The following is a 26,981-nucleotide window of genomic DNA, read 5'->3' as shown; positions in this document are numbered from 1 at the left end:
GTGGAGGAAGGTGGCAGGACTCAAGCCGCTTCCGACTTCTCGCGGATGAGCTTGTCCACGACACCCGGATCCGCCAGGGTGGAGATATCCCCCAGGCTGTCGGTCTCACCGGTGGCGATCTTGCGCTGCATTATGGAGCGCATGATCATGCCGCTTCCGACTTCTCGCGGATGAGTTTGTCGACTACGCCCGGATCCGCCAGGGTGGAGATGTCCCCCAGGCTGTCGGTTTCGCCGGTGGCGATCTTGCGCAGGATACGGCGCATGATCTTGCCGGAACGGGTCTTCGGCAGCCCCTCGGCCCAGTGGATCACGTCCGGCGTGGCGATGGCGCCGATCTCCTTGCGCACCCACTCCTTCACCTCTTTATGCAGCTCGCGGCTCGGCTCTTCCCCGGCGATCAGGGTGACATAGGCATAGATGCCCTGACCCTTGATCTCATGGGGTACCCCCACCACGGCGGCCTCGGCGATCTTCGGATGGGCCACCAGGGCCGATTCGATCTCGGCGGTACCCATGCGGTGGCCGGAGACGTTCAGTACATCATCCACCCGTCCGGTGATCCAGTAGTAGCCGTCGTTGTCGCGACGGGCACCGTCGCCGGTGAAGTAGCGACCGGGGAAGGTGGAGAAGTAGGTCTGCTCGAAGCGCTCGTGATCGCCGAACACGGTGCGCATCTGACCGGGCCAGGAGTCGGTGATCACCAAGTTGCCCTCGGTGGCACCCTCCAGCGGCTCGCCCAGATTGTCCACCAGGGCCGGCTGTACCCCGAAGAAGGGACGGGTGGCGGAGCCGGGTTTCAGATCGGTGACGCCGGGCAGGGGGCTGATGAGGATACCGCCGGTCTCGGTCTGCCACCAGGTGTCGACGATGGGGCAGCGCTCGTCGCCTATGGTGCGGTAGTACCACTCCCAGGCTTCCGGGTTGATGGGCTCACCCACGGACCCCATGATGCGCAGGCTGGAGCGGGAGGTGCCCTCCACCGCCTCCTTGCCCTTGGCCATCAGGGCGCGGATGGCGGTCGGCGCCGTGTAGAGGATGCTGACGTTATGCTTGTCCACCACCTGGCTCATGCGGTTGGTGGCCGGGTAGTTCGGTACCCCTTCGAACATGAGCGTGGTGGCGCCATTGGCGAGCGGCCCATAGACCAGATAGGAGTGACCGGTGACCCAGCCCACGTCGGCGGTACACCAGTAGATGTCCTCCTCGTGGTAGTCGAACACGTACTTGAAGGTGAGGCTGGCGTAGACCAGGTAGCCGCCCGTGGTGTGCAGCACGCCCTTGGGCTTGCCGGTGGAGCCCGAGGTGTAGAGCACGAACAGGGGATCCTCGGCGCCCATGGCCTCGGCCGGGCAGTCCGCGCTGACGCTCGCGACGGCGTCGTGCCACCAGAGATCGCGATGGCCGTGCCAGGCGACCTGGCCGCCGGTGCGCTTGAGGACGATGACCTTGCTGACCCGGGTCTCCGGGTTGGTGAGGGCCTCATCCACGTTCTTCTTGAGGGGGATGGGGCGACCGCCACGGAGTCCTTCATCGGCGGTGATGACGATGGAGGCGCCGGAGTCGATGATGCGGCCGGCCAGGGCCTCCGGCGAGAAGCCGCCGAACACGATGCTGTGGACGGCACCGATGCGGGTACAGGCCAGCATGGCGACGGCCGCCTCCGGCACCATGGGCATGTAGAGGCAGACCATGTCTCCGCGCTTGACCCCTTGCGCCTTGAGCACGTTGGCAAACTTGCACACCTCGGTATGCAGCTCGCGATAGGTCAGCTTGCGATCCTCGGCCGGGTTGTCCCCCTCCCAGATGATGGCGACCTTGTCGCCGCGCTGGGCCAGATGGCGATCCAGGCAGTTGGCAGAGACGTTGAGCAGGCCATCCTCATACCACTTGATGGAGACATGGCCCGGATCGTAGGAGGTGTTCTTGACCTTGGTGTAGGGCTTCATCCAGTCGAGGATCTTGCCCTGCTCGCCCCAGAAGGCCTCGGGATCCTGCACCGATGCCTGATACATGGCCTCATAGCCTGCCTTGTCCAGCAGGGCGTCCTTACCGATGTGGGCCTTGACCGGGTAGACCTTGCTCTCGCTCATCTGTCACTCCTTTGAATACATTCCTGTAATGTTTGAGTAACAACTTATACCTTTGGTGCCCGAGGGCAATTAGACTTTTGGATAGCGATGAGAAGAGGCTAGCTACCGGCCGGGAAGGCGAGGCGGCGAGAGGGAGATGACATGAGAAAGGGAGCCGATGGCTCCCTTTTTCTATGGAGTCTGGCTCAGCACCAGGCGCTGCGGTGGGGATGGAGCTTGCTGGCCAGATGGGATTTGGAGAGGGGATGGCTGAACAGATAGCCCTGACCCTCCTCGCAGCGCAGGGACTGCAGAAACCGGCGCTGGGACTGGGTCTCTATCCCCTCGGCGGTGACCGCCATGCCGAGGCTGTCCGCGAGATGGACTATGGTGCGGCACAGCTCCCGGCTGTGCTTGTCATCGGGCAGGGCCTGCACGAAGGATCTGTCGATCTTGATGCGATCGATGGGCAGGGTCTTGAGCAGGCTGAGGGAGGAGAAGCCGGTGCCGAAGTCATCGATGGCGATCTGGACTCCCAGTGCCTTGAGGCGGGTAAACAGGCGCAGGCTCTGATCCACGCTCTGGATGATGCTCTCGGTGACCTCTATCTCCAGCCGCTCTGCTGGAAACCCCGTCTCCGAGAGGATGGCCGCCACCCGCTCCACGTAATCGGGGGCGCGCATCTCCCTGACCGAGACATTGACCGACAGTCTGGGCACGCTCAACCCTTGCGCCAGCCAGCGCTGCCCCTGCTGGCAGGCGGTGCGCATCACCCACTCCCCTATCTGCTCTATCAGGCCGCTCCGCTCGGCCACCGGGATGAAGCGGGCGGGTGAGATCACCCCCTCGCTCGGGTGCTGCCAGCGCAGCAGGGCCTCCAGCCCGCTCAGCCGGTTGCTGGTGAGATCCGCCATGGGCTGATAGAGGACGCGAAACTGCTGTTGTTCCACGGCCTTGAGCAGGCCCTGCTCCAGCAACATGCGCTCCCGCGTCTGCTCGGCCATGTCGGGGGCATAGAGCAGATGACCGTTGCGGCCCTGGCGCTTGGCCTCCTGCATGGCGCTGTTGGCCGCGCTGATGAGGTGATCCGGGGTCTGGCCATGATCCGGGTAGAGGGCGACCCCCATGCTGGCGGAGAGGGAGAGCCGCTCCTGCCCAAGCTCGGCCGGTATGCGCAGTGTCTGCAGCAGTTGTTCGACTCGCTCGGCCAGCAGCCGTGGCTGGGAGAGGCCGGGGATCAGCACCAGAAACTCGTCGGCGCCGAGCCGGGCTGCCAGATCCCGGGGACGAAGATTGTGGCGAATGCGCTCGGCCAGCAGCTTGAGCAGGTGATCGCCAGCCTCATGGCCCAGGTTGTCGTTGACCAGCTTGAAGCCATCGAGATCGATGAACAGCAGGGCGAAGCCGTGGTGATTGAGGCGAGCCGCCTCTATCTCGAGCAGGAGTCGCTCCTGCAACAGGGCGCGGTTGCCGAGATCCGTGAGGGGATCGTGGTAGGCGAGGTGGTGGAGCCGCGCCTCGGCCTGCCGCAACCGATCGGCCTGATGCTGGGAGAGCTGCTCTTCGCCGATGTCACGAACGATGAGCAAGAGGCCATCCGGAGCGCCGCCGGCATCCAGAATGGGGCTGCATATCGCCTGCCAGTGCCTGGGCTGCCCGGGATGGTCGGTGGTGAAATGGCCAAGATCCCATTTTTCCCGGGGTATACCACGGTGGATCAGCGCGCCGAGCAGAGGGACCAGCAGGGGAAGCTCGGCGGCATTGAGTTCAAACAGACTCTGGCCAAGGGTCAAGGGGGCGCCGCAGATCTCGGTGAAGGGGCCATTGACGCTGCGGCATCTGAATTCCCGATCGAAGACCCCTATGCCAAAGGGCGCCATCTCGAACAGCCGCTGCAACTGCTGGGGGGGCAGGGGGCCGGACAGAAGGGGGGCCTTAACCGATTCGGGTAGCGCTTTTGTCATGGAGGCTCCTGAATTGACGTCTTTGTCAATGTGGCGTGGTTGTCAGTATGGCAGGAAGTCGGCGGAGGGAAAGGAACCGGGGAACAGCATTAAATCAACAGGATATCAGCCTTTGTGGCGGCCGAAGGCCTGCAGGCCACGCACCAGCACCAGCATGGCCAGCACGAGGAAAGGGAGGGCGAAGGCCAGCAGCGGCAACCAGTGCGCCTGGCTGCCGCTGCTGTGGATGAAGTCGACCCAGGCCACCAGCAGGGCCAGCATGCCGGCTATCTGGAAGCGGCGACGCAGCACCACCTCCACCCCCAGGTTCGCGAGGTAGAGGGTGAGCAGTATGCCGGCGAAACCGGTGAGCTGGGCAGCGCCGTAGAGCTCCCTGTCCGGGTTGAACAGCAGGGCTGCCAGGGGGAGCAGGCCCTGCTGTGTCGGAATAAAGGTGAGCAGCCAGCAGGCGATCAGCAGCAGGGCCGTCTTCATGGGATCAGTCGGCGGCTTGCGCCGGTTTGACCAGGTTCAGGTAGTTCGCATCCATGGCGAGGAAGACCCCAAGCAGGCGGGCGCTGGCGCCATAGAAGCCGAACTTGTCGGCCTTGCGGCAGGCCTGCTCGAAATCGGTGAACCAGCCGAGCAGGTGGTGATGCAGGAGTTCCTCCTGCTCCTGCAGCCACTGCTCCCGCTCCGTGGTGGTGGTCGCCTCGGCGGCGCGAATGATGAGGTTGCCCATCAGATCCAGCTCGATGGCCAGGTGATCGGCGGGCTCCTTGTACTTGTCGCTCACATCGATGCCGAGGCGCTTTAGGCGCGCCTGCATCTCGGCCATGGGGGCCTGCATCAGGAGCTTGGCCTCCCCGCGATAGAGGGATTCGTAGGGCAGGGCCCCCTGTTTGGGATCCACCAGGAACAGACCGGCGAAGTCGGCGGCCAGCTCCAGCTGACGATCCTGGCGCACCAGCAGGCGGGCGATGGCGTCATTGAGCTCGGCCACGGCGTCGCGCATGGGATCCAGCGTGGAGAGACTCTTCAGGAAGCTGCGCACGTCGTAGCTGTCATACTCGGCGATCTGGGGGTCGCTGAGCTCGGCGGCAAACAGGGTGGAAAACCACCAGTAAAGTTCGGCCCGGCGTTCGCTGGTAGCCATAAATTCCTGCATTTTTCCTCCGTGGATGACAATCGGGAGCCATGATGGCCCCCGATTCTAACGACTTTAAAAATAAAGGAAACTCAAGGGGCGGTTTTGGCCGCCCCCGCTCACAGCGCCGGGAACATGGGGTCTATGCCGGCCGCCGACTCCGGTGCGCCAAAGGCGGTGACCGCGGGCGCTGGGCCCTGGAATTTCTCTATCTCCACCAGGGTCGTGTGGGCCGAGGTGGCCTGGGCCAGGCTGGAGGAGCCGATGTCCGCGGTCAGCACATTGGGGTCGCCATAGGTGCACAGGGTGCCGACCTTGCCCCCCTCCAGCGGGCCGTACCAGGCCCCCTCCTGGATGCGTACCACGCCGGGGGCATAGTCATCGGAGACCACCAGCCCCGCCAGTACCTGACCGCGGCCGTTGAACACCCGTACCAGATCCCCGTCCTCAAGGCCCCGCGCCTTGGCGTCCTGGGGGCTCATGTAGACTGGCTCCCGGCCCTGCACCGTGTAGGTGGCGCGATAGTCATCCGAGGAGCAGAGCTGGCTGTGCAGCCGCTTGTCCGGGTGGCAGGACTGCAGGTGCAGCGGGTAGTGCTGGCTGCCCGGGCCGCCGTGGGAGCGCTCGAACGGCTCCATCCAGACCGGATGGCCGGGGCAATCCGCATAGCCGTAGTTGGCTATTGTCTGGGAGAAGATCTCGATGAGGCCGGACGGGGTGCCCAGTGGCTCCAGATCCGGCTCCTGGCGGAACGACTCGTGGCGCACCCAGGGCTGGCCGGCCGGGAAGGTGACGAAGCCCTCTCCCTGCCAGAACTGGCTGAAACGGGGCAACCGGATGCCGATGCCGCGACCCTGCAGGCGGGCGTCGTCATAGATGCTCTGGATCCACTCCAGCTTGCTCTTGCCACCGGTAAACTCGGTCTCGCGATCGAAGCGGCGGCAGAGGTCGGCGAAGATGTCGTAGTCGTCGCGGGCCTCGAACAGCGGCTCCACCACCTTGCGCATGGCCAGGATGCCGGCGTTGGAGTGGGAGCCCCACTGCTCGATGTCGTCTCGCTCGTAGGTGGTCGTGGCCGGCAGCACTATGTCGGCGAAGCGGCAGCTCGCGGTCCACTGGTGATCCACGCTCACCACGGTTTCCAGCTTGCGCCAGGCCGCCACCATCTTGTTGCGATCCTGCTGGTGGTGGAAGGGGTTGTTGCCGCAGAACACCGCCATCTTCATCTCCGGGTAGGTGATGGTCTGGCCATTGAAGGCGATGGTCTTGCCCGGATTGAGGATGCAATCCACGAAGCGGGCCACGGGGATGAACTTGGAGTAACCCTTCCAGTTGCCGTCGTGGATGGGTTTGACCCCGGGGATGACGGAGCTGAACCCGGACATGATGGGGCCCGTGCTGGTGATGGTGCCGGCGCCGTTGTAGTGCCAGCCAAAGCCGTAGCCGCCGCCGGGCAGGCCGATCTGGCCCAGCATGGAGGCCACGACCACCAGCATCCAGGCGTATTGCTCGCCGTGGTGCATGCGCTGTACGCACCAGCCGCCGATAAGCTGGGTGCGGCCGCTGGCCATGGTGTGGGCCAACTCGCGGATGCGGTCGGCGGACACGCCACACAGGGTGGCCGCCCACTCGGCGTCTTTTACCTGACCGTCGCTCTCGCCCAGCAGGTAGGGCAGGAACTTGTCAAAGCCGGTGGTGTAGTTCTTCAGGAACTTCTCGTCGTGCAGCTTCTCGCTGTAGAGGGTATGGGCAATACCCAGCATCAGGGGCAGATCGGTCTGGGGATTGAGGGCAACCTGCTCGCAACTCAGGTACTTCTGGGTCTTGGACTTGACCGGATCGACGCTGATGACCCGGATCTCCCCCTTGGCCACCTTTTCTTTCAGCTGTGCCCAGTAGTCATAGACGCTGTGATCCGGCACCAGCCAGCCCACCTGCAGGTTCTTGATGGGATCGGATCCCCAGATGACTATGGTCTTGCTGTGCTCCAGCAGCAGGGGCCAGGAGGTCTGCTGCTCGTACACCTCCATGGCCCCTGCCACATGGGGCAGGATCACCTGGGCGGCGCCGGTGGAGTAGTCACCGGCCTTGGCGAGATAAGTGCCGTGCAGATTCATGGCGCGGCCCAGCATGGCGCCGGCGGAGTGCAGCTTGCCCACCGACTGCCAGCCGGAGTGGCCCGCGTAGAGGGCGCTCGGGCCATAGCTTTTCTGCACCCGCTCCAGCTCGTGATAGAAGAAGTCCAGGGCCTGGGACCAGGTCACCCGCACGAAGCGGTTCTGGCCGCGCTCGCTTGTGTCTGATTGGTGACCCTTGCGCAGCCAGTCCAGGCGCACCATGGGGTAGCGGATGCGGGAGGGGTTGTAGACCACCTCGGCCAACCCCTTGAGCATCTCGGTTGGGTGCTTGTCGTGCTCGAACGGCAGGGTCTCGACCCAGCGGCCGTCCACCACCCTGGCGCGGAAGGCGCCCCAGTGGGAGCCCGATTGCACCAGCTTGTCACCGGACTCGGCGGCCATGACGGCGCGGCCGAGCAGGGAGGGGCCGATCAGGGCGCTGGCACCGCTGGCCAGCAGGCCACCCAGGAAACCACGGCGGGAAATGTTGATCATGATGTTATTCCTCTTTCGAATCCTTAGTGGCTACCCTGACCGCCGGTATCGGCGGCGTGGTTCTGCAGGTATTTGAGCAGGGTGCGCTCCTCTTCCTTGCTCAGGCGGTAGTAGGCGGACATCGCTTTGAGCCCGGAGATCCAGCCGTTGGCGGTGAAGTGAGCGGGATCCGGCGCCGCGTGGCAGGAGTTGCAGGTGGACTTGTACATCTCGCCGGCATAGTCCCAGATGGGCTGCAGCGAGGGCTCGAGCCCCTTGCCATCGACCCAGGCCTGGACCCGCACCTGCTCCCAGGGGATCTGGGTGGCTTCATCCATCTCTTGCTTGAGTACCTGCTCGCCCGCCTTGAGCTCGTCACGGACGGTGGCCACGAAGACCCGCTTGCCCATGTATTCGCTCAGCACCCGGCCCTTGCCGTCCCGCTCGCGCCAGCCTTCGACCGACACCTGGAGACGATCGCCGCTGCGGGCCAGCACCTCGATGCGGGAGGCGGGCAGCAGCTTGCCGACGGCCTCCGTGCTTTGCTCATCGGCGTAGAGGTCTTTCTCGGCCAGGGTGTAGAGGGTCTCGGCGGCGGGGGCTTCCTGGGCTGCCTCCTTGAGGCTGGCGAAGGTGGCGCGGAAGCCGCCTGCCATGTTCGGAAGCTCGTGGGCGATACCCTTGTGACACTCGATGCAGTTCATGTTCTTGGCTGCGGCGTCTTTCATGGCCAGGGCGGCGGCGGGGGACTGCTTGGCGTGATCCATGTTGTCGTAGCTGTGGCAGGATTTGCAGGTCTTGGAGTTCTGGCTGCTCATGCGGGCCCACACCTTCTCCGCCAGGTGCAAGCGCCTGTCCTCAAACTTCTCCTGGGTGTCGATGCTGTGGCCTATGTACTCCTGATAGAGGTCGTTCGCGGCCTCCATCTTGCGGGCCACCTTGCCGACGAAGTCCTTGGGCTGGTGGCAGTCGGTACAGACCGCCTGCACCCCGGAGGCGTTCTTGAAGTGGATGGACTCCTTGTACTCCGGATAGACGGTGCTCTCCATGGAGTGGCAGGAGATGCAGAACTCCAGGGAGCTGGTCTTCTCGAAGCCATAATGCAGGCCGACGGTGCCGGCCAGGGTCACGCCGACCCCGACCAGGATCAGCGCCAGCACCGACCAGCGGCGGCTGGGTGTGCGCAGGAAGTGCCACAGTTTTTTCATGGAAGGTCTCTCACATCGCTTTTTTGATGTGAGCCATGATAGGGAGCCGCTGTGAACAGGGTTGCCGGTAAAAATTAATGAATTAGGGGTATTTATGACAAAATATGAATAGAATAATCCCCCCTGTCCTTGCTGCGAGCCCTGCCATGCGCCACCACATTCTGGTCGTTGAAGATGACGTCGTGACCCGCGAGAAGCTGACCGGCTATTTCGAGCGGGAGGGCTATGCCGTGACCGCGGTAGAAGACGGGCAGGGGATGCGGGCCGTCCTGGAACAGCAGGACATCGCCCTGGTGATGCTGGACATCAACCTGCCGGGGGAAGACGGCCTGCTGCTGACCCGTGAGCTCAGGGCCCGCAGCACGGTGGGCATCATACTCGTGACCGGCCGCAGCGACGCGGTGGACCGGATAGTGGGGCTCGAGATGGGGGCCGATGACTATGTCACCAAGCCGTTTGAGCTCAGGGAACTGCTGGTGCGGGTCAAGAACCTGCTGTGGCGCATCTCGCTGGCGTCATCTGTACAAGGGGCGAGCGAGCCCGATGACGATGCGGTCTGCTTCGGCCCCTGGCGCTTCGACATTCCCCGCCGCCAGCTCACCAAGGACGGGGTGCCGGTGCGCCTCACCAAGGCCGAATACGAGGTGTTGGTGGTGTTCGTCGCCCATGCGGGCCGGGTGCTCAGCCGGGAGCGGATCCTCTCCCTGGTGACCCATCGCGGGGACGGGCCGAGCGATCGCACCATAGACGTGCTGATCCGCCGGCTAAGGGGAAAATTGGAGGAGGATCCGCGGGACCCCCAGCTGTTTGTCACCGTCCACGGCGAGGGCTATCTGTTTGCCGGTCAGATAGCCCCATAGGCAGTGAATCAGGCTGTTTTCAGTGCCTTTGGTGAAGTTTTAATAAAGTAATGTTGCAGGCGGTGTTTGATTGTTCTGAGGTCAGGCCGGCGGCCGGGTCTCAAACTGCGGACAGTCGTCCCCTATCCGGTGCCAGGGGGCCTTGGATCCGACGAAGATGTGAAAGCCCGGCTGCTGGCTCGGCGCCTCGTCCAGCACCCCGAGCCGCAGGTTGATCTTGCCGCTGCTGCGCTTCTGGCTGAACAGGCTGGAGCCGCAGTGGCGGCAGAAGGCGAGGCTGGTCTCCGCCGACTTCTGGAAGCGGGCGATGGCGTCGCTGCCCTTCACTATTTCCACCTTGTCCCCATCCAACCCGCCCACCGAGGCGTAATCCGAGCCGGAAAACTTGCGGCACTCGCCGCAGTGGCAGTTGCCCATGTAATCGAAGCTGTCCGGCAGGCGCAGCTTGACGGCGCCGCACAGGCAGCTGGCGTGTAACCTCTTCATCTAGTTTCCTCCGGCCGGCGTCTCAGGCCATCTGGTCATCTTCGGCGCGAAACAGCACCCGCTTGCACTTGGCACAGGCCCATTCACGCCGAAAGTCCGCCAGATGCACCAGGCCGACCTCCAGTTGTTTGTGGTGACCGCAGTGGCGGCAGAACACTATCTTGCCGTCCACCGTCTCCGGGTGGGCATCCAGATATTGGGCCTTGGTGGGAACCTCCTCCCACTGGGTGGCGGGGACGCGCCTGCGCTGATGGCTGTAGTAGACCCAGTAGAACAGAAAGAACGCCACCAGGATGATAAAGGTCAGCAGATGCTCCATCAGGATTCCCCCCGTTTGCCTGCTCCGGCTTTCGAATAAAAAACGATGTTAATGAGCATGTTATAAGAAGCGGCAAGGGGGGATTGTGATCCGCTTCGGGTTTTGGCCTAGGGGGGCGTGGGAGCCAGACCGACCCGGTACACGGGACGAAAATCCCCATCCGACAGGGAGTGCTCAGGTGCGCTCAGGGGGGCGCTCAGGGTCAGGATGGGTGGGCCCATGACACGAGGGCATTGGGTTTCAGTGGCATCCGGTTGGCGAAGCAGGCAGACGGCCTGGGCCACCGCAAGCTGCCCCTGTTCACGCATCTGGTCGCTGTTGGCGGCGAGGATCTTGCCCCGCAGCAGGCCGCGCTGGACGCCGTGGCTGAAGTAGGTGGCGAGCACTCTAGGGTGGTCGACATGGTGCTGGGCCAGCTCGTTGACCGCCACCTCGGCGGCGATGGCGCCCCCCACCAGGTAGTCGAGCCCGGGGTGACGGGCCAGGGTCTGCTGCACCAGGGTACGCTGGATCTCGCGGCTGTTGTCGCCGCGCGCCGTGGTGATGAGCCGGATGGCGCTGTCACGGATGGCGTCGATGAAGCCGGACTCGACCAAGGCGGTACCACTACCCGAGTCGGGGCCCGGGAAGAGGGCGACCGAGACGGGCGGGCTGCCCGCCGGGTGGCGCTCTGCCAGCCAGTGGCCGATGCGCCAGCCCATCTGGTACCAGGGCACGCCGACCTGAGCGACGGCGAGGCCGGGGGCGAGATCGTTGACCAGCCCGAACACCGGCAGCGGGCTCTGCCTGATGGCGTCGGCGAGAGCCCCATAGCTGACCGCGCCGAGCAGGATGGCATCGCTCCCCTCATCCACGCATTGGCGCAACTGCTTGCGCTGTTCGGCCAGGGCGCCATAACCCCCCGCCTCGTGGATCCGCAGCTTGGCCTCGAGCCGCTTGGCCTCCTCCACCATGCCCTGATTGACCGACAGCCAGTAGGCATCCCTCAGGTGAGGGTAGAGGACGCACAGGGTCAAGGGTTTGGCAAGGGGGGCGGGGGCCGGCCAGGTCAGTCTGGTAGGCTGGCCGGTGAAGGCGCCATCCGGCCAGTGATCCACCTCGAAGGCCGAGGCGGGACGGGCCAGCAGGGCGAGCAGAATGCACAGAGAGAGGCTTCGCATGGCAGAGGGTTTTGTTAAAGTGTGAGGCCGTATTATCCGGACAAAGTCGATCACAACCAAGGGATCCCCCGTGAGAATGTTTTCCGGCCTGGGCGGCAAGTTGCTGCTGGCCTTCTCCCTGATGGCCATGCTGACCCTCAGCGCCTCCCTGCTGGGCTGGGTCGGCCTCAACCGTCTGCGTCAGCTGGAGCAGGGGGTGCAAGCCACCCTGGCGGGTCAGGAGAGCGCCCGTACCCTGGCGCGCCTGAGTGGCGAGATCCAGAACGCCTCCCACCTGCTGGCCATGGCGAGCAGCGAGGCGGAGCGGGAACATCAGGGACGCCTGCTGACCCTGCAGGGGCAGCAGATGCAACAGGTGCTGGAACAACTCGGCACCGAGGGGGAGCTGGCGCAGTTGCACCGGCTCAGCCAGACCATCATCGGCAATCTCGGCCAGCAGGGCTGGCTGGTGGGGGAGCGGCTCACGCTCATGGCCGAAGGCGGCGCGCTGCGTACCCAACTGGTGGACGCCGCCGGTCAGGTGGCCGAGCTAGCCCGCAGCCAGATGGAGAACGCCGAGACCGTGATGGTGGCGGGCATGGGCTCCCTCTATCGGTTGCAGGGGAAGCAGGCCGACGCGGCGCTGGATCGACTGCTGGAGCAGGATCTTGACTGGCTGGAGCAGATGACGGAGCTGCGCCACCGCACCCTGATGCAGCAGCAGAGGATAGAGGAGATCTGGCGCAGCGAGCAGCAGCCCGCCCTGCAGGGGCTTCAGCAGGAGAGCAGCAAGGCCCTGGCCATCCTGCAACTGCGGGCCGGCGCCGTGACGGACCCCGCCCGTCGGGCCGCGGTGGAGCAGGCGCTGTCCCTGCTCGGGCAGAGTGACAGACTGGTGCAGCTGCGCAGCGACTGGATCGGCAAGGGGGAGGCGCTGCGGGTGCTGGCCTCGGCCAACGAGGTGATGATGGGCAGCCTCAACCAGCAGGTAGACAGCCTGGTGGCGGGGGCGCGGGAGGCCCTCGGCCAGAGCCAGCGAGTGCTGCGGGAGCGGTTGCAACTGCTGGCCAGCGCCCTGGTCTTCATCGGCCTGCTCACCCTGGGTCTCTTGATCCTGCTGATGTGGCGCATGGTCTATGGCCGCATCGTCTGGCCCCTGCAACACGCGGTGGAGGGGATGAGCCGGCTGGCACGGGGGGATCTGACGCCCCCGGCGCCTGGCATGCATCAGGGACAGGATGAGCTGGCCGAACTCGGCCGGGCCCTGCAGGTATTTCGCGACAACGCCATCGAGCTCGGTCGCTATCAGCGGGAGCTGGAATCCCGGGTGGAGGAGCGCACTGGTCAGCTCAGCCATGCGAACCTGCGCCTCAACGAGGAGGTGGAGAAGCAGCGCCAGGCCAGGGACGAGGCGGAGCAGGCCAACAGGGCCAAGTCGGTCTTCCTCGCCACCATGAGCCACGAGATCCGTACCCCCATGAACGGCATACTTGGCGGGCTCAGCCTGCTGGAAGACACCCGGCTAAACCCGGAGCAGCAGCGCTATCTGGCCGCTATCGGCCAAAGCGGCGAGTCCCTGCTCGAGATCCTCAACGACATCCTCGATTACTCCAAGATAGAGGCGGGCCACGTGGAGGCGCGCCGGGAACCCTTCCCGCTGCGGCAGCTGGCGGACGATCTCTGCACCCTGTTTCGGCCGAGGGCCGAGGCCAGGGGGCTGCGCCTCGAGCTTATCTATGGCGACACCCTGCCGCCCGTGGTAGAGGGGGACATGGGCAAGCTGCGCCAGGTGATCGCAAACCTGCTCGGCAACGCCGTCAAGTTCACCCGCAAGGGGAGCATCACCCTCTCGGTCATGCCCCTGGCCTGCGCCGGCCCCTGCGCCGAGCCCTGCATCGAGTTCGTGGTCGAGGATACCGGCCCCGGCATTCCAGCAGAGGAGCAGCAAGCGGTGTTCGAGGCGTTCCGTCAGCGCAAGCGGGATCTCGGCCATCAGGGAGGCACTGGCCTCGGCCTCGCCATCAGCCAGAAGCTGGTGAGCGCCATGGGGGGGGAGCTTGGGCTTGCGAGCGAGCCCGGTGCGGGCTGCCGCTTCAGCTTCAGCCTGCCTCTGCAACGCTCGGCGGCCTTGTTGCCCGTGCAGCCAGAGCCCGTCCTGCTCTGCCAGCCCCGGGAGATCCTGCTGGTAGAGGACAACGAGATCAACCGTCTGGTGGCCCAGGGCATGCTGGCGCGCCTCGGTCACAGGGTCACCCTGGCGGAGGATGGTCGCACGGCGCTGGCCTGGGTGAGCGAGCGATCCTTCGATCTGGCCCTCCTCGACATCAACCTGCCGGACATGGACGGCATCAGCCTGCGGGAAGATCTCGACGCCATCAGCGAGGAGGTCCATGGCCGGCCCCTGCCCGCCATCGCGGTCTCGGCCCAGATGTACCCGGAAGATATCCGCCACTGCCTGGCCGCCGGTTTCGCCGACTTCGTGGGCAAACCCATGCGGCTGGCGACCCTGGCCGGAGCCATCGCGCGCCAATGCCAGGGGGCCGCCTCGGCAGAGACTGGCCCCGGGGAGGCTGCTCCTGCGGGCAACGGGGTGCTGGAGGCGGATCTGCCCGTGCTGGGTCTGCCGCGCATCGGTCAGCTTATCGATTTGTTCGAGTCACAAGGCCGTGAGCTGGTGGCGACCTTGGTCGCGAGCGAGCCGGGGGAGGGGCGCCGTCAACTGGCCCACAAACTCAAGGGCAGCGCCCTGGCGCTGGGGCTGACGGACTTTGCCGAACTCTGCGCCGAGTTGGAGAGGGGGGAGGGGGAGCCTCTGGTGCTGACCCCCGCATTTGAAGAGGCTATCCATGGGTTGCAGGCCTGGCTGGCGGTGAAGGGGGAGCAGTCCGGGGATGAAACTCGTCTTTCGTAACATAGATTCAACATTTTTTTGGGTGGTTGGACTGTCTCTTTGATCCCGCTCACGTTACAATGCGCGGGCCCACTTCACCTATCGCGCAAACGATTTTCAGGAGATAAACGGATGTTGAAACGTGACATGACCATCGCCGGCTATGATCCAGAGCTGTGGCAGGCCATCACAGACGAAACCCGTCGTCAGGAAGAGCATATCGAGCTGATCGCGTCTGAGAACTACACCAGCCCCCGCGTCATGGAAGCCCAGGGCTCCCAGCTGACCAACAAGTACGCCGAAGGCTACCCGGCCAAGCGCTACTACGGTGGTTGCGAGTATGTGGACGTGGTTGAGACCCTGGCCATCGAGCGCGCCAAGGAACTGTTTGGTGCCACTTACGCCAATGTGCAGCCGCACTCCGGCTCCCAGGCCAACAGCGCCGTCTACATGGCCCTGCTGCAACCGGGCGATACAGTGCTGGGCATGAACCTGGCCCACGGCGGTCACCTGACCCACGGCTCCCCGGTCAACTTCTCCGGCAAGCTGTACAACATCATCCCCTACGGCATCGATGAGTCCGGCAAGATCGACTACGACGAGATGGAACGTCTGGCGGTCGAGCACAAGCCCAAGATGATGATCGGCGGCTTCTCCGCTTACTCTGGCGTGGTCGACTGGGCCCGCATGCGCGAGATCGCCGACAAGATCGGTGCCTGGCTGTTCGTCGACATGGCCCACGTGGCCGGTCTGATTGCCGCCGGCGTCTACCCGAACCCGGTTCCCCACGCCCACGTGGTCACCTCCACCACCCACAAGACCCTGGCCGGTCCGCGCGGTGGTCTGATCCTCTCCGCCGCCGATGACGAAGAGCTCTACAAGAAACTGAACTCCGCCGTCTTCCCGGGCGGCCAGGGCGGCCCGCTGATGCACGTCATCGCCGGCAAGGCCGTGGCCTTCAAGGAAGCCCTCGAGCCCGAGTTCAAGACCTACCAGGCTCAGGTCGTCAAGAACGCCAAGGCCATGGTCGAGGTGTTCCTGGCTCGCGGTTACAAGATCGTCTCCGGCGGCACCGACAACCACCTCATGCTGGTGGATCTGATCGGCCGCGAGCTGACCGGTAAAGAGGCCGATGCGGCGCTGGGCAAGGCCAACATCACAGTCAACAAGAACTCGGTGCCGAACGATCCGCGTTCCCCCTTCGTCACCTCAGGTGTGCGTCTGGGTACCCCGGCCATCACTCGCCGCGGCTTCAAGGAAGTCGAGAGCAAGCAGCTGGCTGGCTGGATCTGCGACGTGCTGGACAACCACGACAACGACGAAGTGCTGGCCACCGTGCGTGAGAAAGTGCTGGATATCTGCCGTCGTCTGCCGGTTTATGCCTGATAAGCCAGACATTCTGGTATGAGACAATGCCACTCTCGGGTGGCATTGTTGTTTACAGGGCGGCGCCGCCTGGGCGCTGTGCTCAGTCTCAGCCAGTCAAGAGGAGAGGAAGCGCCATGCCTAGCCAGACTGCCCCCAACGATGACGACCTTGTCTCGTCCATCCGCGCCCAGTATCACTTTCGCCCAAGCCCGGAGGGCCTGCTGGCCTGGGACGTACGCAGGTTGATAAGGCTCGGCCGCGGGCTGCCGGTGCGCGTCGTGCCGCTTGGTCAGATAGCGGAGCTCGACAAGGAACACTGGTACGGCCATGGCAGCGTGACACCCACGGTGCGCAGCATAGTGGAGCACTGCCAGCTGATGCTGGCCGCCGATCTCGCCTATCCCATCATCTTGGACAGCGAGGGCCGGGTCATGGATGGCATGCACAGGGTTGGCAAGGCGCTGATGCTGGGGGCGACTCACATAGAGGCGGTGCAGTTCGAGCAGGATCCTGCGCCCGATTACGTGGATTGCGATCCCGATGCCTTGCCCTATGACGACTGATGGCGGTCGTTCTCGTCACAGCCTCAATGCTACCCACGGGTAGCATTGTTTTTTCTGGGCTTTTACCGGTTTTGGGTGGCCGTGTTACACTGGCTGACCAAGCTCCTGCCCCTGGTGGCAGGTGACCCCTTAGATGTCATGAGTTTGCGCCGGAGGTCCGATGCATTGCCCGTTCTGTAGTGCCGTTGATACCAAGGTGATCGATTCCCGGCTGGTGGCGGAAGGCCATCAGGTGCGTCGCCGCCGCGAGTGCCTGCTCTGTCACGAGCGTTTCACCACCTTCGAGATGGCCGAGCTGGTGATGCCGCGCATCATCAAGTCCAACGGCTCCCGCGAGCCCTTCAACGAAGAGAAGCTGCGTGGCGGCATCTTGCGGGCGCTGGAGAAGCGGCCGGTGAGCATGGAAGCCATCGAGAAGGGGGTGAATCACATCAAGTCTCGCCTGCGCGCCACTGGCGAGCGGGAGGTGGCCTCCCAGCTGCTCGGCAACCTGGTGATGGATGAGCTCAAGAGCCTCGACAAGGTGGCCTATATCCGTTTCGCCTCCGTCTATCGCAGCTTTGAGGACATCCGCGAGTTCGGTGAAGAGATCGCCAAGCTGGAGAAGTAACGAGGGCGAGCAAGGCAATATCCGCTTCGCCCCTCTCTACCTCAGGACTTGAGGACATCCGCCTTGTTTGTGACAAGAAGCGGTGAAGGGATCGCCAAGCTGGAGAAATAAGCCAGCCACTCACGAATTGCGTTAGAACCCCTATTTTCTCGCGTTGAACGGGAGCCCAGATGTTTAGTCAAGACGATTATCGATGGATGAACCGGGCCCTCGAGCTGGCCCGCCGCGGTCGCTACACCACGGCCCCGAACCCCTGTGTCGGCGCCGTGCTGGTGAAGGCCGGCGTGGTGGTGGGGGAGGGCTGGCACCAGCGTGCCGGTGAGCCCCATGCGGAGGTCTACGCCCTGCACGCCGCCGGTGAAGAGGCCCGCGGTGCCACCGCCTACGTGACCCTGGAGCCCTGCTCCCACCACGGCCGTACCCCTCCCTGCGCCGAGGCGCTGATCAAGGCCGGGGTGACCCGGGTGGTCGCCGCCATGGTGGATCCCAATCCCCAGGTAGGCGGGCGCGGTCTGCGCATGCTCTCCGAGGCGGGTATCAAGGCGGACTTCGGCCTGCTGAGCGCCGAGGCCGAGGCGCTCAACCCCGGCTTCTTCAAGCGGATGCGCACCGCTTTCCCCCTGGTGACGGTAAAGCTCGGCGCGAGTCTCGATGGTCGCACCGCCATGGCGAGCGGCGAGAGCCAGTGGATCACCGGCCCCTTAGCACGCGCCGACGTGCAGCGCCTGCGGGCCCGTCACGACGCCGTACTGTCGAGCGCCGAGACGGTACTGACCGACGGGGCTTCGCTCAACGTGCGTTGGGACGAGCTGCCTCCCTCGGTCAAGGCGGTCTACCCCAAGGAGGCCCTGCGCCAGCCCCTGCGGGTCGTCATCGACTCCCAGAATCGCTTGACCCCTGATCTGCCCCTGTTCAAGAGCACGGGCCCGGTGCTGCTGGCTCGCCACAAGGTGGACGGGGACTGGCCGGAATGGGTGCAGCAGCTGGAGCTGCCGTTGCTCGACGGCAAGCTGGATCTGGTCAGCCTCTTCATGCTGCTGGCCAAGCGCAACATCAACTCCGTGCTGGTGGAGGCGGGGCCGCGCCTGTGTGGCGCCCTGCTCGGCAAGGGCCTGGTGGACGAGCTGGTGCTCTATCAGGCGCCCAAGCTGCTGGGGGACGAGGGCCGCGGCCTGTTCCACCTGCCCGAGTTGACCCGGCTGTTCCAGGCGCCCAAGCTCAACCTCAAGGATGTGCGGCTGGTGGGGCAGGATATCCGCATCACGGCCAGGATTGCCTAGCCAGCCTTCAGGATCTTTCAAGGAAGTGCGGGCCGATTGAGCCAGTCGTGCGCATCGAGGCCAGCATAGCCTGATGTTCGGCACTTATACATCTCAGAGACAGGGCCGCCGGGCCCTGCCAGCAGCAAGGTGATCTGCATGTTTACCGGAATTATCGAAGCCATGGGTACCCTGGCAGCCCTGCGTCGTCAGGGGGAGGACATGGCCCTCACAGTGCACGCCCCGACCCTGGATTTCAGCGACGTCAAGTTGGGCGACTCCATCGCGACCAACGGCGTCTGCCTGACCGTGGTAGCCCTCGGCGACAAGAGCTACACCGCCGACGTGTCGCTCGAAACCCTGTCTCGTACCGGCTTCGCCGATGCCAAGGTGGGCGATCCCGTCAATCTGGAAAAAGCCCTGATGCCGACCTCGCGCCTCGGCGGCCACCTGGTCTCCGGCCACGTGGATGGCATCGGCGAGGTGAAGAGCAAGTCCAGCAGCGGCCGCGCCATCGAATATTGGATTGAAGCGCCAGGGGAGCTCGCCCGCTATATCGCCGAGAAGGGCTCCATCGCAGTGGATGGCATCAGCCTCACGGTCAACGCCGTGCAGGGCAACCTGTTTCGTCTCACCATAGTGCCCCACACCGCCCAGGAGACCACGATCGCAAACTGGAAGCCGGGCCACAGGGTGAACCTCGAGGTGGATCAGATAGCCCGCTATCTGGAGCGGCTGATGCAAGGCAGGGTGCAGGAGGGCACGACCTCGTCCCTGACCCTGGAGAAACTGGCCCAGTCCGGCTTTCTGTGATGACGCTGTGGGAGCCGAAAACGCTTTTCTGTGAGCCCGCGCAGGTTGAAATGGGGGCCTCTGCCCCCATCTAGGTCAGAATAACCCCGTATCAAATCGAGCCCGCAGGCTCAATCCCGAAGCATGTTGATGGAGTAGCCCATGGCGCTGAGCACAACCCAGGAAATCATTGCCGATATCAAGGCTGGCAAGATGGTGATCCTGATGGATGACGAAGACAGGGAGAATGAAGGGGACCTCATTATGGCCGCCTCCTGTGTCCGCCCCGAGGATATCAACTTTATGGCCCGGTATGGGAGAGGGTTGATCTGCCTGACATTGACCCGGGATCGCTGCAAACAGCTGGCGCTGCCGCTGATGGTGGACCGCAACAACGCCCAGTTCTCCACCGCCTTCACCGTGACCATAGAAGCGGCAGAAGGGGTGACCACCGGCATCTCCGCCGCCGATCGCGCCGTGACCGTGCAGGCCGCGGTGGCACCGAATGCCAAGGCCGCCGATCTGGTGCAGCCTGGCCACATCTTCCCGCTGATGGCGCAGGATGGCGGCGTACTGACCCGGGCCGGGCATACGGAAGCGGGCTGCGATCTGGCCCGGTTGGCCGGTTACGAGGCGGCCTCCGTCATCGTCGAGATCCTCAACGAAGACGGCAGCATGGCCCGTCGCCCGGATCTCGAGATCTTCGCCGAGCAGCACGGCATCAAGCTCGGCACCATCGCGGATCTTATCGAGTACCGCAATCAGCACGAGACCACGGTGGAGCAGGTGGCCGAGTGCAAACTGCCCACCGAATACGGCGAGTTCGATCTCATCACCTTCCGCGACACCATCGACAACCAGGTGCATTTTGCCCTCAAGAAGGGTGACATCCAGACCGACCAGCCGACCCTGGTGCGGGTGCATCTGCACGACGTGCTGAGCGATCTGCTGCAGACCGACCGTCACGCCGCCCGCAGTTGGCCCCTGGCCAAATCCATGGCGCGCATCGCGAAAGAGGGCGGGGTTCTGGTGATCCTGGGGGCCGAGGCCAATGGCGACGAGCTGCTGGCCCGGGTCAAGGCGTTCGAGGCCGCCGACAAGGGGCTGGCACCGGAAGGGGCCAGGTGGCAGGGTACCTCCCGCCGGGTCGGCGTGGGCTCCCAGATCTTGAAGACCCTGGGGGTCGGCAAGATGCGCCTCCTGAGCTCACCGAAGAAGTACCACGCCCTCGGCGGCTTCGGCCTGGAAGTGGTGGAATACGTCGGCGAGTAATCTCGTCGAAGCCGTCGCTTCCCGCCACGGGCTGGGGAGTCAGGTGCAATGAAATAAGGGATGACTTCGGTCATCCCTTATTGGTTTGTTGCCTGCCTGTGAGGGTCTGCCTTAGCGGCGACGGCGCAACCAGGCAAGGGGCAGCAGCAACAGGCTGGCAAGACCCATTGCACCACCGCCGCCACCGCCACTGGAGGTAGAGGTGGAGCTGGTGGTTGTCGTCGCAGTCGTTGTCGTGCTGCCGCCTGCCGCCGTCGTCCCCGTGGTGGTTGTGGGTTTGCCGGTCATGCTCATCAGAACCCCTTGAAGACGCTGACTCCCCCCTCGCTCGTCGATGGCGGTGAGGGCTATTCCCTGGAGACGAAGGGTGCCCACGGTGTCGTTGGCATCGGCGCGCAGGCGCAGGGTGCAGTGCTGCCCCGCCTCCAGGCGGTCGGGACAGCCGTTGAACATGGAAGGCGCGTCGCTGTAGACGTTGCTCAGGGTCAGGGCCTGTGTGGTGCGGTTGGCGAGTTGGTAGTCGGCCCAGCCACTGGTCCCCTGGGGCAGAACGAGGCCGCGGATGGTGGTCAGGGTAACCCCCTGCTGCTGGCTGGAAATCCACTCCTTGAACGCCGGGGCGTAGACATAGCCGCCGGCGCTGCCGGTGGCGCAGGGGTAGGCGCCGTAGCTGGTGACACCGACCAGTTCTCCCCCGGAGGTCAGGGGGCCGCCACTGTCACCCTTGCAGGTATCCTGGCCGAGCAGGTTGCCGGCGAAGATGTGGGTGCTGGTCTGATCCCCATACCAGCGGTCTTTCTCCCCCTGGTAGGCAAGATCCACCGCCAGCAGTTGCGAGCTGGTCTTGGTCGCGGCAGGGTTGGTGCCACCGTAACCGAGGGCATTGAGCAGGGTGGTACCCAGCTGCCAGGTGTCCTTGGCCGTCAGATCGGCGATCCTGATGGGGGCGAGGGAGACGGGGCTGGCCAGGTGCAGCAGGGCCAGATCCGAGGAGGAGGGGGTCTGGTCGGGACTCCCCAGATGGTTCATCAGATTCTGATAGTACTCGGGGTGCATCAGCACCTGATCGACTCTGCTGCGGGTGTGGGGGCGGCTCAAGTCCGTCACGCCGATGGCGACTTCCATGGGGCCGGATTGGGCATCGGCGACGCAGTGGGCGGCGGTCAGCACCCACTGACTGCCGATCAGGGTACCGCCGCAGAAGTTGACCCAGGTGCCGTCGACGACTTCACCGACTGCCGCCATCCAGCTGGGGGCTGTCGTGGCGCTGCCCCCTATGATGCGTGGTGCGCCGCTATCGGCCTGGGCGGAAAATGATAGCAGGCACGCGAGTGCGACGCCGCTGCGTTTGAAATACAACATATTGAACTCCTTGATATTATTATTTTTACCCCGTGACAGGCGCACGTATTATTAGCAGGTCGGAGCAGTTAAGAAAAAAATTAATAAGGGCCTGGTGACCGGAGTGGTGATGCCTGTTTTTGTCCCATTGCCTTTGTGCTAGAATGTGCGCACTTTTGGCCGCGGCCCCATTGACGGCCCTACTGATTGCACAGAGACAGGATTTCCAATGAAGATCATCGAAGGAAATATCGCCGCTCCCGAGGCGCGTGTAGCTATTGTCGTTGCCCGTTTCAACAGCTTCATCAATGACAGCCTGGTGAACGGCGCGCTGGACGTGCTGAAGCGTCAAGGCCAGATCCAGGAGAGCAATCTGACCCTGGTTCGCGTGCCGGGTGCCGTTGAAATCCCATTGGCGGCCAAGAAGCTGGCCAAGAGTGGCCAATACGACGCCATCGTCGCCCTCGGCACCGTCATCCGTGGCGGTACCTACCACTTCGAACTGGTGGCGAGCGAGAACGGCAAGGGTCTGGCCCAGGTGATGATGGAATATGAAATTCCCGTCGCCTTCGGCGTGCTGACCACAGAAAACATCGAACAAGCCATCGAGCGCGCCGGTACCAAGGCGGGTAACAAGGGTGCAGAGGCTGCACTGAGCGCGCTCGAAATGATCAACGTCCTGAAACAACTGGACGTGTAACGAGGAGAAGTACATTGAAACCGTCCGAGCGCCGTAAGGCCCGTCATTGCGCCACCCAGGCCATCTACCAGTGGCAGATGACCCAGGCCAACGTGGGCGACATCGAAGAGCAGTTCAAGATCGATCAGGACACCAAGGGTGTGGACCTGAACTATTTCCGCGATCTGCTGTTCGGGGTAGCCCTCCACTGCAACGAGCTGGACAAGGTGTTTGCACCTTTCCTCTCCCGTCCGCTGGAAGAAGTGGACATGGTGGACAAGGCGATCCTGCGTCTGGCGACCTACGAGCTGACCCGTCGTGATGATGTGCCGCCGCGCGTGGTGATCAACGAAGCGATCGAGCTGGCCAAAGCCTTCGCCGCCGATGACAGCCACAAGTTTGTCAACGGTGTTCTGGACAAGGTGATCAAGACGCTGCCGAAGCGCTGATCCGCTGTCCATCAGCCTTAAGAGAGGAGCCAGCCTAACCGCTGGCTTTTTACTGTATGGGTGAATTTGAGCTGATTGAGAAGTACTTCAAGGTCCCCCACGCCCGCAAGGACGTGGTGCTGGGCCCGGGAGATGATTGCGCCCTGCTGACCCTGCCGGCGGATACTCAGCTGGCGGTGAGCACGGATACCCTGGTGAGCGGCGTCCACTTTTTCCCCGACATGGATCCGGTGGATCTCGGCTACAAGGCGTTGGCGGTCAACCTGTCCGATCTCGCCGCCATGGGGGCAGAGCCGCGCTGGGTCTCCATGGCCCTGACCCTGCCCGCCATCAACGAGGCCTGGGTAGCCGGCTTCGCCGAGGGTTTCCTCGAGCTCGCCGAGTACTACAACGTGGCCCTGGTGGGGGGCGACATGACCCGTGGCCCCCTCTCCATCACCGTCTCGGTGAAGGGATCCGTGCCCACCGGCCGCGCCCTGCTGCGCAGCGGTGCCAAGGCGGGAGACGGCATCTATGTGACCGGCACCCTGGGGGATGCGGCCCTGGCGCTCTCCCACCTGCTTGGCAAGCGGGTATTGAACGAGAACCAGCTGGCGGCCGTGCTGCCCAGGCTCGATCATCCCCATCCCCGCATCCTGGCGGGACAGGCCCTGCGCGGGCTGGCGAGCAGTGCGCTGGATCTCTCCGACGGCCTGGCCTCGGATCTCGGCCACATCCTCAAGGCCTCCGGCGTCTGTGCCCAGATCGATCTCAATCTGCTGCCTCTCTCGCCGGTACTGCAGGATGCGGTCTCCGCCGAGGCGGCCTGGCAGCTGGCACTGGCGGGCGGCGATGACTACGAGCTCTGCTTCACCGTGCCCCAGGAGCATCACGGCGCCCTGGACACGGCGCTCGCGAACTGCGGCGTCAAGTTCACCCGCATCGGCCGTATCCTGGCCGGGGAGCCCGGCATCGACTATCTGCTGGATGAACAGCCGGTAGCGCTTGAGCTCAAGGGATGGGATCACTTCGCATGATGGCCTGGAACCGCGGCTGCGAGCTAAAACCGACAGATTGGAATCAACAAGGATGATGATAAAACCCGAGCTGAAGCAGCTCAATCTCAAGAACCCGCGCCACCTGCTGGCGGTGGGGTTTGGGGCCGGCCTCTCCCCCTGGGCACCGGGCACCATGGGCACCATAGTCGCCATTCCGCTCTATCTGCTGGTGAGCGGCCTCTCTACCCCCTGGTTTGTCGCCCTGCTGGTGCTGGGCTTTCTGGTGGGGATCTGGCTCTGCCAGGGGGCGACCGACGCCATCGGTATGCCGGATCACGGCTCCATCGTCTGGGATGAGGTGATCGGCTTCGGGGTCACCATGATAGCGGCCCCCACCGGCTGGGAGTGGGTGCTGGCCGGCTTCGTGCTGTTCCGGCTGTTCGACGTGCTCAAGCCCTGGCCCATCTCCTGGTTCGATCGCCGCATCCATGGCGGGCTCGGCATCATGCTGGACGACCTCATCGCCGGCCTGTTTGCGCTGATCTGCATGCAACTGCTGGCAGGCTGGCTGAGCTGACAGGCCAGCCCAGCTGGGATTGGTGCATCCCTCTCGCGGCAGCCCAAGGCTGTCGGTGCAGATCAGGGGTTCTTTGGACAAGCACTCTGGCCCGGCATTTGCCGGGCCAGAGTCGTTTTGTATGCAATTCCCTCCGTTACCTTTCACAGCGCTCCCCGGGTCTCGGTGGAAGATGCTGCCTTGACCCTATTTATCGCTGCTTATTTTTCCTTCATCCATATATGCTGTCGTTAAAAAATCATTTCACATAAATATTCACTACTCATTCGAGGCTTGATAGTCTGGATGGAATAGTGAATATGATTGGTTGTTATGGTTTTGTTGAAACTAAAGCGATGTTAACTCTGGTATTGCCGTCACAACATCTGATAGTGTGATGTTTATCGACATTTTGTGCCTATGATGAGAGCGTTATCTGCGCAAAGTATTGCGAAATTGTATAACAGGATCATTTACACCCGCGGGCAAACCGACTAACTTACTCGCGGGTTATTCCAAAAAAATGCAAAAAACCCGCCCGGATCGCTGGTTTGATGGCCTCATGGATTGAGCGTTTTTCATTCAAAACAAACACTCAAGATAGCTACCAAGGCACCTCCAGCATCTGCGCTGATTTACGGACGAATTATTTGGGACGGATGTCCCCCGCAGAGGTAAACATGTCCTTGCTCGAAGTGAAAAACTTGCGGATCGAGTACCCCTCCCGCTACGGGGTGCTGGCCGCGGTGAAGGATCTCTCTTTTTCCGTTGAAAAGGGGGAGATCGTCGGTGTGGTCGGCGAGTCAGGTGCCGGCAAATCCACCATAGGCAATGCCGTCATCGACCTGTTGAGTCCGCCCGGCCGTATCGCCCGTGGCGACATCTATCTCAACGGTGAACTCATCTCCGGCAAGAGCCAGAACGAGATGCGAGCCATCCGCGGCTCTCGCATCGGTTTCATCTTCCAGGATCCCATGACCTCCCTCAACCCGCTGTTCACCGTCGAACAACAGCTGGTGGAGACCATCTTGGCCAATACCGACCTCGCTCGCGAGGCGGCCTTCGCCAAGGCCCTCGAATTGATGGCCGCGGTCGGGATCCCGCAACCGGAAGTGCGCATCAAGCAGTATCCCCATCAGTTCTCCGGTGGCATGCGCCAACGGGTGGTCATCGCCATCGCCCTCTCCGGCGATCCCGAGCTCATCATCGCTGATGAGCCGACCACGGCGCTGGACGTCTCCATTCAGGACCAGATCCTGCAGCTCATCCGCACCCTGTGCAAGGAGCGTCAGGTGGGTTGCATGCTGGTGACCCACGACATGGGCGTGGTCTCCAACGTCACCGACAAGGTGGCGGTCATGTATCGCGGGGATCTGGTGGAGTTCGGCACCACCGAACAGGTGCTGGGTGCCCCGAACCATCCCTATACCCGCAGCCTCATCTCGGCGGTGCCCCGTTCGGATGTGAAGCTGGTGCGCTTCCCCCTGGTCTCCTACATCGAAGAGGCGGGCGCGGCGGATACCAGCATCGATCTCAAGACTCACTGGCTTGGCCAGAGTCAGGACGAGCGCAGCTATGAGGGCGCCCTGCTGCGGGTGGAGAACGTGGATCTCAAGTTCGTCACCAAGAACTCCATCTTCCCGAGCCGCCGCCAGTTCGTGCACGCCTGCAACAACATCAACTTCGAGATCTTCGAGGGCGAGACTTTCGGCCTGGTGGGGGAGTCCGGCTCCGGCAAGTCCACCATAGCCCGCGCCATCACAGGCCTCTATCCGCCCGATGCGGGCAAGATAGTGTTCGAGGGCATCGATCTCACCGCCCTCAAGGGGGAGCATGCCCGTCGCCCCCTGCGTCGCCAGATGCAGATGGTGTTCCAGAACCCGTACTCCTCCATGAACCCGCGCATGAAGGTGCGCGACATCATCGCAGAGCCGATCCGCTTCCATAAGCTGGCGGAGAGCGAGGGCCAGATCGAGGGCATCGTCAGCGACCTGCTGGATCACGTGGGCCTGGGTCGGGGCGCCGGGGTCAAGTACCCCCACGAGTTCTCCGGCGGTCAGCGCCAGCGTATCTCCATCGCCCGCGCCCTGGCGACCCGGCCACGTTTCCTCATCTGCGACGAGCCCACTTCGGCGCTGGATGTGTCGGTGCAGGCCCAGATCCTCAACCTGCTCAAAGACCTGCAGCAGGAGCTCGGGCTCACCATGCTGTTCATCAGCCACGATCTGCCGGTCATCCGTCAGATGTGCGATCGCATCGGGGTGATGCGCCACGGTCATCTGGTGGAAGTGGCCGAGACCGAGAAACTCTTTACCAATGCCGAACATGAGTACAGCCGCAAGCTGATCTCGCTCATGCCGGAGTTTAAGGGAATGTCCCGCGAGGGGCTGGAGATCGCAAGCTAGGAAAGCCGAGTCAGGAAAAAGGCTTCGCCGATCTGTTTGTCAAAAAAAGTGTCAAT

23 protein-coding genes and 2 pseudogenes are annotated in these 26,981 nt (G+C 63.6%); 13 read left to right on the top strand and 12 right to left on the bottom strand.

The genetic code is table 11. From position 1 onward, the window contains the following. Positions 1–20: 20 nt before the first annotated feature. The 8 genes and pseudogenes from ACT5M9_RS06790 to torC form a co-directional block, all read right to left on the bottom strand. The gene (locus ACT5M9_RS06790) at positions 21–149 is read right to left on the bottom strand and encodes an acetyl-CoA synthetase (RefSeq protein WP_080741157.1); all 129 of its coding nucleotides are present in this window, start codon (positions 147–149) and stop codon (positions 21–23) included. Further along, a complete protein-coding gene (gene acs, locus ACT5M9_RS06785; RefSeq protein ID WP_457980814.1) occupies positions 146–2,092 on the bottom strand; it encodes an acetate--CoA ligase in 1,947 nt (648 codons plus the stop codon). The genes ACT5M9_RS06790 and acs overlap by 4 nt, the downstream gene beginning before the upstream one ends. A gap of 185 nt (positions 2,093–2,277) precedes the next feature. Continuing rightward, positions 2,278–3,603: pseudogene (locus ACT5M9_RS06780) on the bottom strand (putative bifunctional diguanylate cyclase/phosphodiesterase); the annotation flags it as partial. A 39-nt stretch (positions 3,604–3,642) separates the two neighbouring features. Continuing rightward, positions 3,643–3,951: pseudogene (locus tag ACT5M9_RS06775) on the bottom strand (PAS domain-containing protein); the annotation flags it as partial. 189 nt (positions 3,952–4,140) lie between these two features. Then, positions 4,141–4,509: a hypothetical protein gene (locus ACT5M9_RS06770; protein ID WP_457980815.1), complete on the bottom strand. Its 369-nt coding sequence runs from the start codon at positions 4,507–4,509 to the stop codon at positions 4,141–4,143. 4 nt (positions 4,510–4,513) lie between these two features. Further along, complete coding sequence (gene torD / locus ACT5M9_RS06765; protein WP_457980816.1) at positions 4,514–5,182, bottom strand: molecular chaperone TorD; 669 nt, start codon at positions 5,180–5,182, stop codon at positions 4,514–4,516. Between the two features lie 98 nt (positions 5,183–5,280). Next, positions 5,281–7,773: a trimethylamine-N-oxide reductase TorA gene (gene torA / locus ACT5M9_RS06760; RefSeq protein ID WP_457980818.1), complete on the bottom strand. Its 2,493-nt coding sequence runs from the start codon at positions 7,771–7,773 to the stop codon at positions 5,281–5,283. Between the two features lie 23 nt (positions 7,774–7,796). Then, on the bottom strand, positions 7,797–8,960 hold the full coding sequence (gene torC, locus ACT5M9_RS06755; RefSeq protein WP_457980819.1) for a pentaheme c-type cytochrome TorC: 1,164 nt from the start codon (positions 8,958–8,960) through the stop codon (positions 7,797–7,799). Between the two features lie 146 nt (positions 8,961–9,106). Here torC and torR point away from each other — a divergent pair, with 146 nt between their 5' ends. Further along, complete coding sequence (torR, locus tag ACT5M9_RS06750) at positions 9,107–9,820, top strand: two-component system response regulator TorR (RefSeq protein WP_457980820.1); 714 nt, start codon at positions 9,107–9,109, stop codon at positions 9,818–9,820. 81 nt (positions 9,821–9,901) lie between these two features. Here torR and ACT5M9_RS06745 read toward each other — a convergent pair whose 3' ends face one another. The 3 genes from ACT5M9_RS06745 to torT form a co-directional block, all read right to left on the bottom strand. Then, positions 9,902–10,306, bottom strand: a complete 405-nt coding sequence (locus ACT5M9_RS06745) for a GFA family protein (protein WP_457980821.1) — start codon at positions 10,304–10,306, stop codon at positions 9,902–9,904. Between the two features lie 22 nt (positions 10,307–10,328). Then, positions 10,329–10,625, bottom strand: a complete 297-nt coding sequence (locus ACT5M9_RS06740) for a hypothetical protein (RefSeq protein WP_457980823.1) — start codon at positions 10,623–10,625, stop codon at positions 10,329–10,331. Positions 10,626–10,732: 107 nt separating this feature from the next. Continuing rightward, a complete protein-coding gene (gene torT / locus ACT5M9_RS06735) occupies positions 10,733–11,785 on the bottom strand; it encodes a TMAO reductase system periplasmic protein TorT (RefSeq protein WP_457980825.1) in 1,053 nt (350 codons plus the stop codon). Between the two features lie 70 nt (positions 11,786–11,855). Between torT and torS the strand changes: the two genes are divergently transcribed. From torS to ribBA, 7 genes are all read left to right on the top strand, one after another. Further along, on the top strand, positions 11,856–14,675 hold the full coding sequence (gene torS / locus ACT5M9_RS06730; protein ID WP_457980827.1) for a TMAO reductase system sensor histidine kinase/response regulator TorS: 2,820 nt from the start codon (positions 11,856–11,858) through the stop codon (positions 14,673–14,675). A gap of 111 nt (positions 14,676–14,786) precedes the next feature. Then, positions 14,787–16,040, top strand: a complete 1,254-nt coding sequence (glyA, locus tag ACT5M9_RS06725) for a serine hydroxymethyltransferase (protein WP_457980828.1) — start codon at positions 14,787–14,789, stop codon at positions 16,038–16,040. A 116-nt stretch (positions 16,041–16,156) separates the two neighbouring features. Continuing rightward, a complete protein-coding gene (locus tag ACT5M9_RS06720; RefSeq protein ID WP_457980829.1) occupies positions 16,157–16,585 on the top strand; it encodes a ParB N-terminal domain-containing protein in 429 nt (142 codons plus the stop codon). Between the two features lie 160 nt (positions 16,586–16,745). Beyond that, positions 16,746–17,195 carry a transcriptional regulator NrdR gene (gene nrdR, locus ACT5M9_RS06715; RefSeq protein WP_349919204.1) on the top strand — a complete coding sequence of 150 codons (450 nt, stop codon included), beginning with the start codon at positions 16,746–16,748 and terminating at the stop codon, positions 17,193–17,195. Positions 17,196–17,365: 170 nt separating this feature from the next. Then, the gene (gene ribD / locus ACT5M9_RS06710) at positions 17,366–18,475 is read left to right on the top strand and encodes a bifunctional diaminohydroxyphosphoribosylaminopyrimidine deaminase/5-amino-6-(5-phosphoribosylamino)uracil reductase RibD (protein ID WP_457980831.1); all 1,110 of its coding nucleotides are present in this window, start codon (positions 17,366–17,368) and stop codon (positions 18,473–18,475) included. Positions 18,476–18,613: 138 nt separating this feature from the next. Next, positions 18,614–19,267 carry a riboflavin synthase gene (locus ACT5M9_RS06705; RefSeq protein WP_457980832.1) on the top strand — a complete coding sequence of 218 codons (654 nt, stop codon included), beginning with the start codon at positions 18,614–18,616 and terminating at the stop codon, positions 19,265–19,267. Between the two features lie 141 nt (positions 19,268–19,408). Next, the gene (gene ribBA / locus ACT5M9_RS06700; RefSeq protein ID WP_457980834.1) at positions 19,409–20,518 is read left to right on the top strand and encodes a bifunctional 3,4-dihydroxy-2-butanone-4-phosphate synthase/GTP cyclohydrolase II; all 1,110 of its coding nucleotides are present in this window, start codon (positions 19,409–19,411) and stop codon (positions 20,516–20,518) included. 111 nt (positions 20,519–20,629) lie between these two features. Here the strand turns inward: ribBA and ACT5M9_RS06695 are convergent, their stop codons facing one another. Next, positions 20,630–21,880 carry a S1 family peptidase gene (locus ACT5M9_RS06695; RefSeq protein ID WP_457980836.1) on the bottom strand — a complete coding sequence of 417 codons (1,251 nt, stop codon included), beginning with the start codon at positions 21,878–21,880 and terminating at the stop codon, positions 20,630–20,632. 208 nt (positions 21,881–22,088) lie between these two features. Here ACT5M9_RS06695 and ribH point away from each other — a divergent pair, with 208 nt between their 5' ends. The 5 genes from ribH to ACT5M9_RS06670 all read left to right on the top strand — a co-directional run bounded on the left by ribH (position 22,089) and on the right by ACT5M9_RS06670 (position 26,925). Next, positions 22,089–22,559 (top strand): 6,7-dimethyl-8-ribityllumazine synthase, encoded by a 471-nt coding sequence (gene ribH / locus ACT5M9_RS06690; protein ID WP_042078850.1) that lies wholly within the window; start codon positions 22,089–22,091, stop codon positions 22,557–22,559. Between the two features lie 14 nt (positions 22,560–22,573). Then, positions 22,574–22,987, top strand: coding sequence for a transcription antitermination factor NusB (nusB, locus tag ACT5M9_RS06685; protein WP_349919195.1), 414 nt, complete (start codon positions 22,574–22,576; stop codon positions 22,985–22,987). Positions 22,988–23,043: 56 nt separating this feature from the next. Further along, on the top strand, positions 23,044–24,003 hold the full coding sequence (gene thiL, locus ACT5M9_RS06680; protein WP_438551923.1) for a thiamine-phosphate kinase: 960 nt from the start codon (positions 23,044–23,046) through the stop codon (positions 24,001–24,003). Positions 24,004–24,058: 55 nt separating this feature from the next. After that, positions 24,059–24,541, top strand: coding sequence for a phosphatidylglycerophosphatase A family protein (locus ACT5M9_RS06675; protein ID WP_457981647.1), 483 nt, complete (start codon positions 24,059–24,061; stop codon positions 24,539–24,541). 659 nt (positions 24,542–25,200) lie between these two features. Further along, a complete protein-coding gene (locus ACT5M9_RS06670; RefSeq protein WP_457980838.1) occupies positions 25,201–26,925 on the top strand; it encodes a dipeptide ABC transporter ATP-binding protein in 1,725 nt (574 codons plus the stop codon). Positions 26,926–26,981: the final 56 nt, after the last annotated feature.

The sequence above is a fragment of the Aeromonas sp. AE23HZ002T15 genome (genome assembly GCF_054165525.2).
This window is presented reverse-complemented; position numbering and strand designations above follow the sequence as displayed.

Coding starts and splice junctions, on each gene's coding strand:
- ACT5M9_RS06790 (WP_080741157.1), bottom strand. CDS start 149: ATGATCATGCGCTCCATAATGCAGCGCAAGATCGCCACCGGTGAGACC.
- acs (WP_457980814.1), bottom strand. CDS start 2,092: ATGAGCGAGAGCAAGGTCTACCCGGTCAAGGCCCACATCGGTAAGGAC.
- ACT5M9_RS06770 (WP_457980815.1), bottom strand. CDS start 4,509: ATGAAGACGGCCCTGCTGCTGATCGCCTGCTGGCTGCTCACCTTTATT.
- torD (WP_457980816.1), bottom strand. CDS start 5,182: ATGCAGGAATTTATGGCTACCAGCGAACGCCGGGCCGAACTTTACTGG.
- torA (WP_457980818.1), bottom strand. CDS start 7,773: ATGATCAACATTTCCCGCCGTGGTTTCCTGGGTGGCCTGCTGGCCAGC.
- torC (WP_457980819.1), bottom strand. CDS start 8,960: ATGAAAAAACTGTGGCACTTCCTGCGCACACCCAGCCGCCGCTGGTCG.
- torR (WP_457980820.1), top strand. CDS start 9,107: ATGCGCCACCACATTCTGGTCGTTGAAGATGACGTCGTGACCCGCGAG.
- ACT5M9_RS06745 (WP_457980821.1), bottom strand. CDS start 10,306: ATGAAGAGGTTACACGCCAGCTGCCTGTGCGGCGCCGTCAAGCTGCGC.
- ACT5M9_RS06740 (WP_457980823.1), bottom strand. CDS start 10,625: ATGGAGCATCTGCTGACCTTTATCATCCTGGTGGCGTTCTTTCTGTTC.
- torT (WP_457980825.1), bottom strand. CDS start 11,785: ATGCGAAGCCTCTCTCTGTGCATTCTGCTCGCCCTGCTGGCCCGTCCC.
- glyA (WP_457980828.1), top strand. CDS start 14,787: ATGTTGAAACGTGACATGACCATCGCCGGCTATGATCCAGAGCTGTGG.
- ACT5M9_RS06720 (WP_457980829.1), top strand. CDS start 16,157: ATGCCTAGCCAGACTGCCCCCAACGATGACGACCTTGTCTCGTCCATC.
- nrdR (WP_349919204.1), top strand. CDS start 16,746: ATGCATTGCCCGTTCTGTAGTGCCGTTGATACCAAGGTGATCGATTCC.
- ribD (WP_457980831.1), top strand. CDS start 17,366: ATGTTTAGTCAAGACGATTATCGATGGATGAACCGGGCCCTCGAGCTG.
- ACT5M9_RS06705 (WP_457980832.1), top strand. CDS start 18,614: ATGTTTACCGGAATTATCGAAGCCATGGGTACCCTGGCAGCCCTGCGT.
- ribBA (WP_457980834.1), top strand. CDS start 19,409: ATGGCGCTGAGCACAACCCAGGAAATCATTGCCGATATCAAGGCTGGC.
- ACT5M9_RS06695 (WP_457980836.1), bottom strand. CDS start 21,880: ATGTTGTATTTCAAACGCAGCGGCGTCGCACTCGCGTGCCTGCTATCA.
- ribH (WP_042078850.1), top strand. CDS start 22,089: ATGAAGATCATCGAAGGAAATATCGCCGCTCCCGAGGCGCGTGTAGCT.
- thiL (WP_438551923.1), top strand. CDS start 23,044: ATGGGTGAATTTGAGCTGATTGAGAAGTACTTCAAGGTCCCCCACGCC.
- ACT5M9_RS06675 (WP_457981647.1), top strand. CDS start 24,059: ATGATAAAACCCGAGCTGAAGCAGCTCAATCTCAAGAACCCGCGCCAC.
- ACT5M9_RS06670 (WP_457980838.1), top strand. CDS start 25,201: ATGTCCTTGCTCGAAGTGAAAAACTTGCGGATCGAGTACCCCTCCCGC.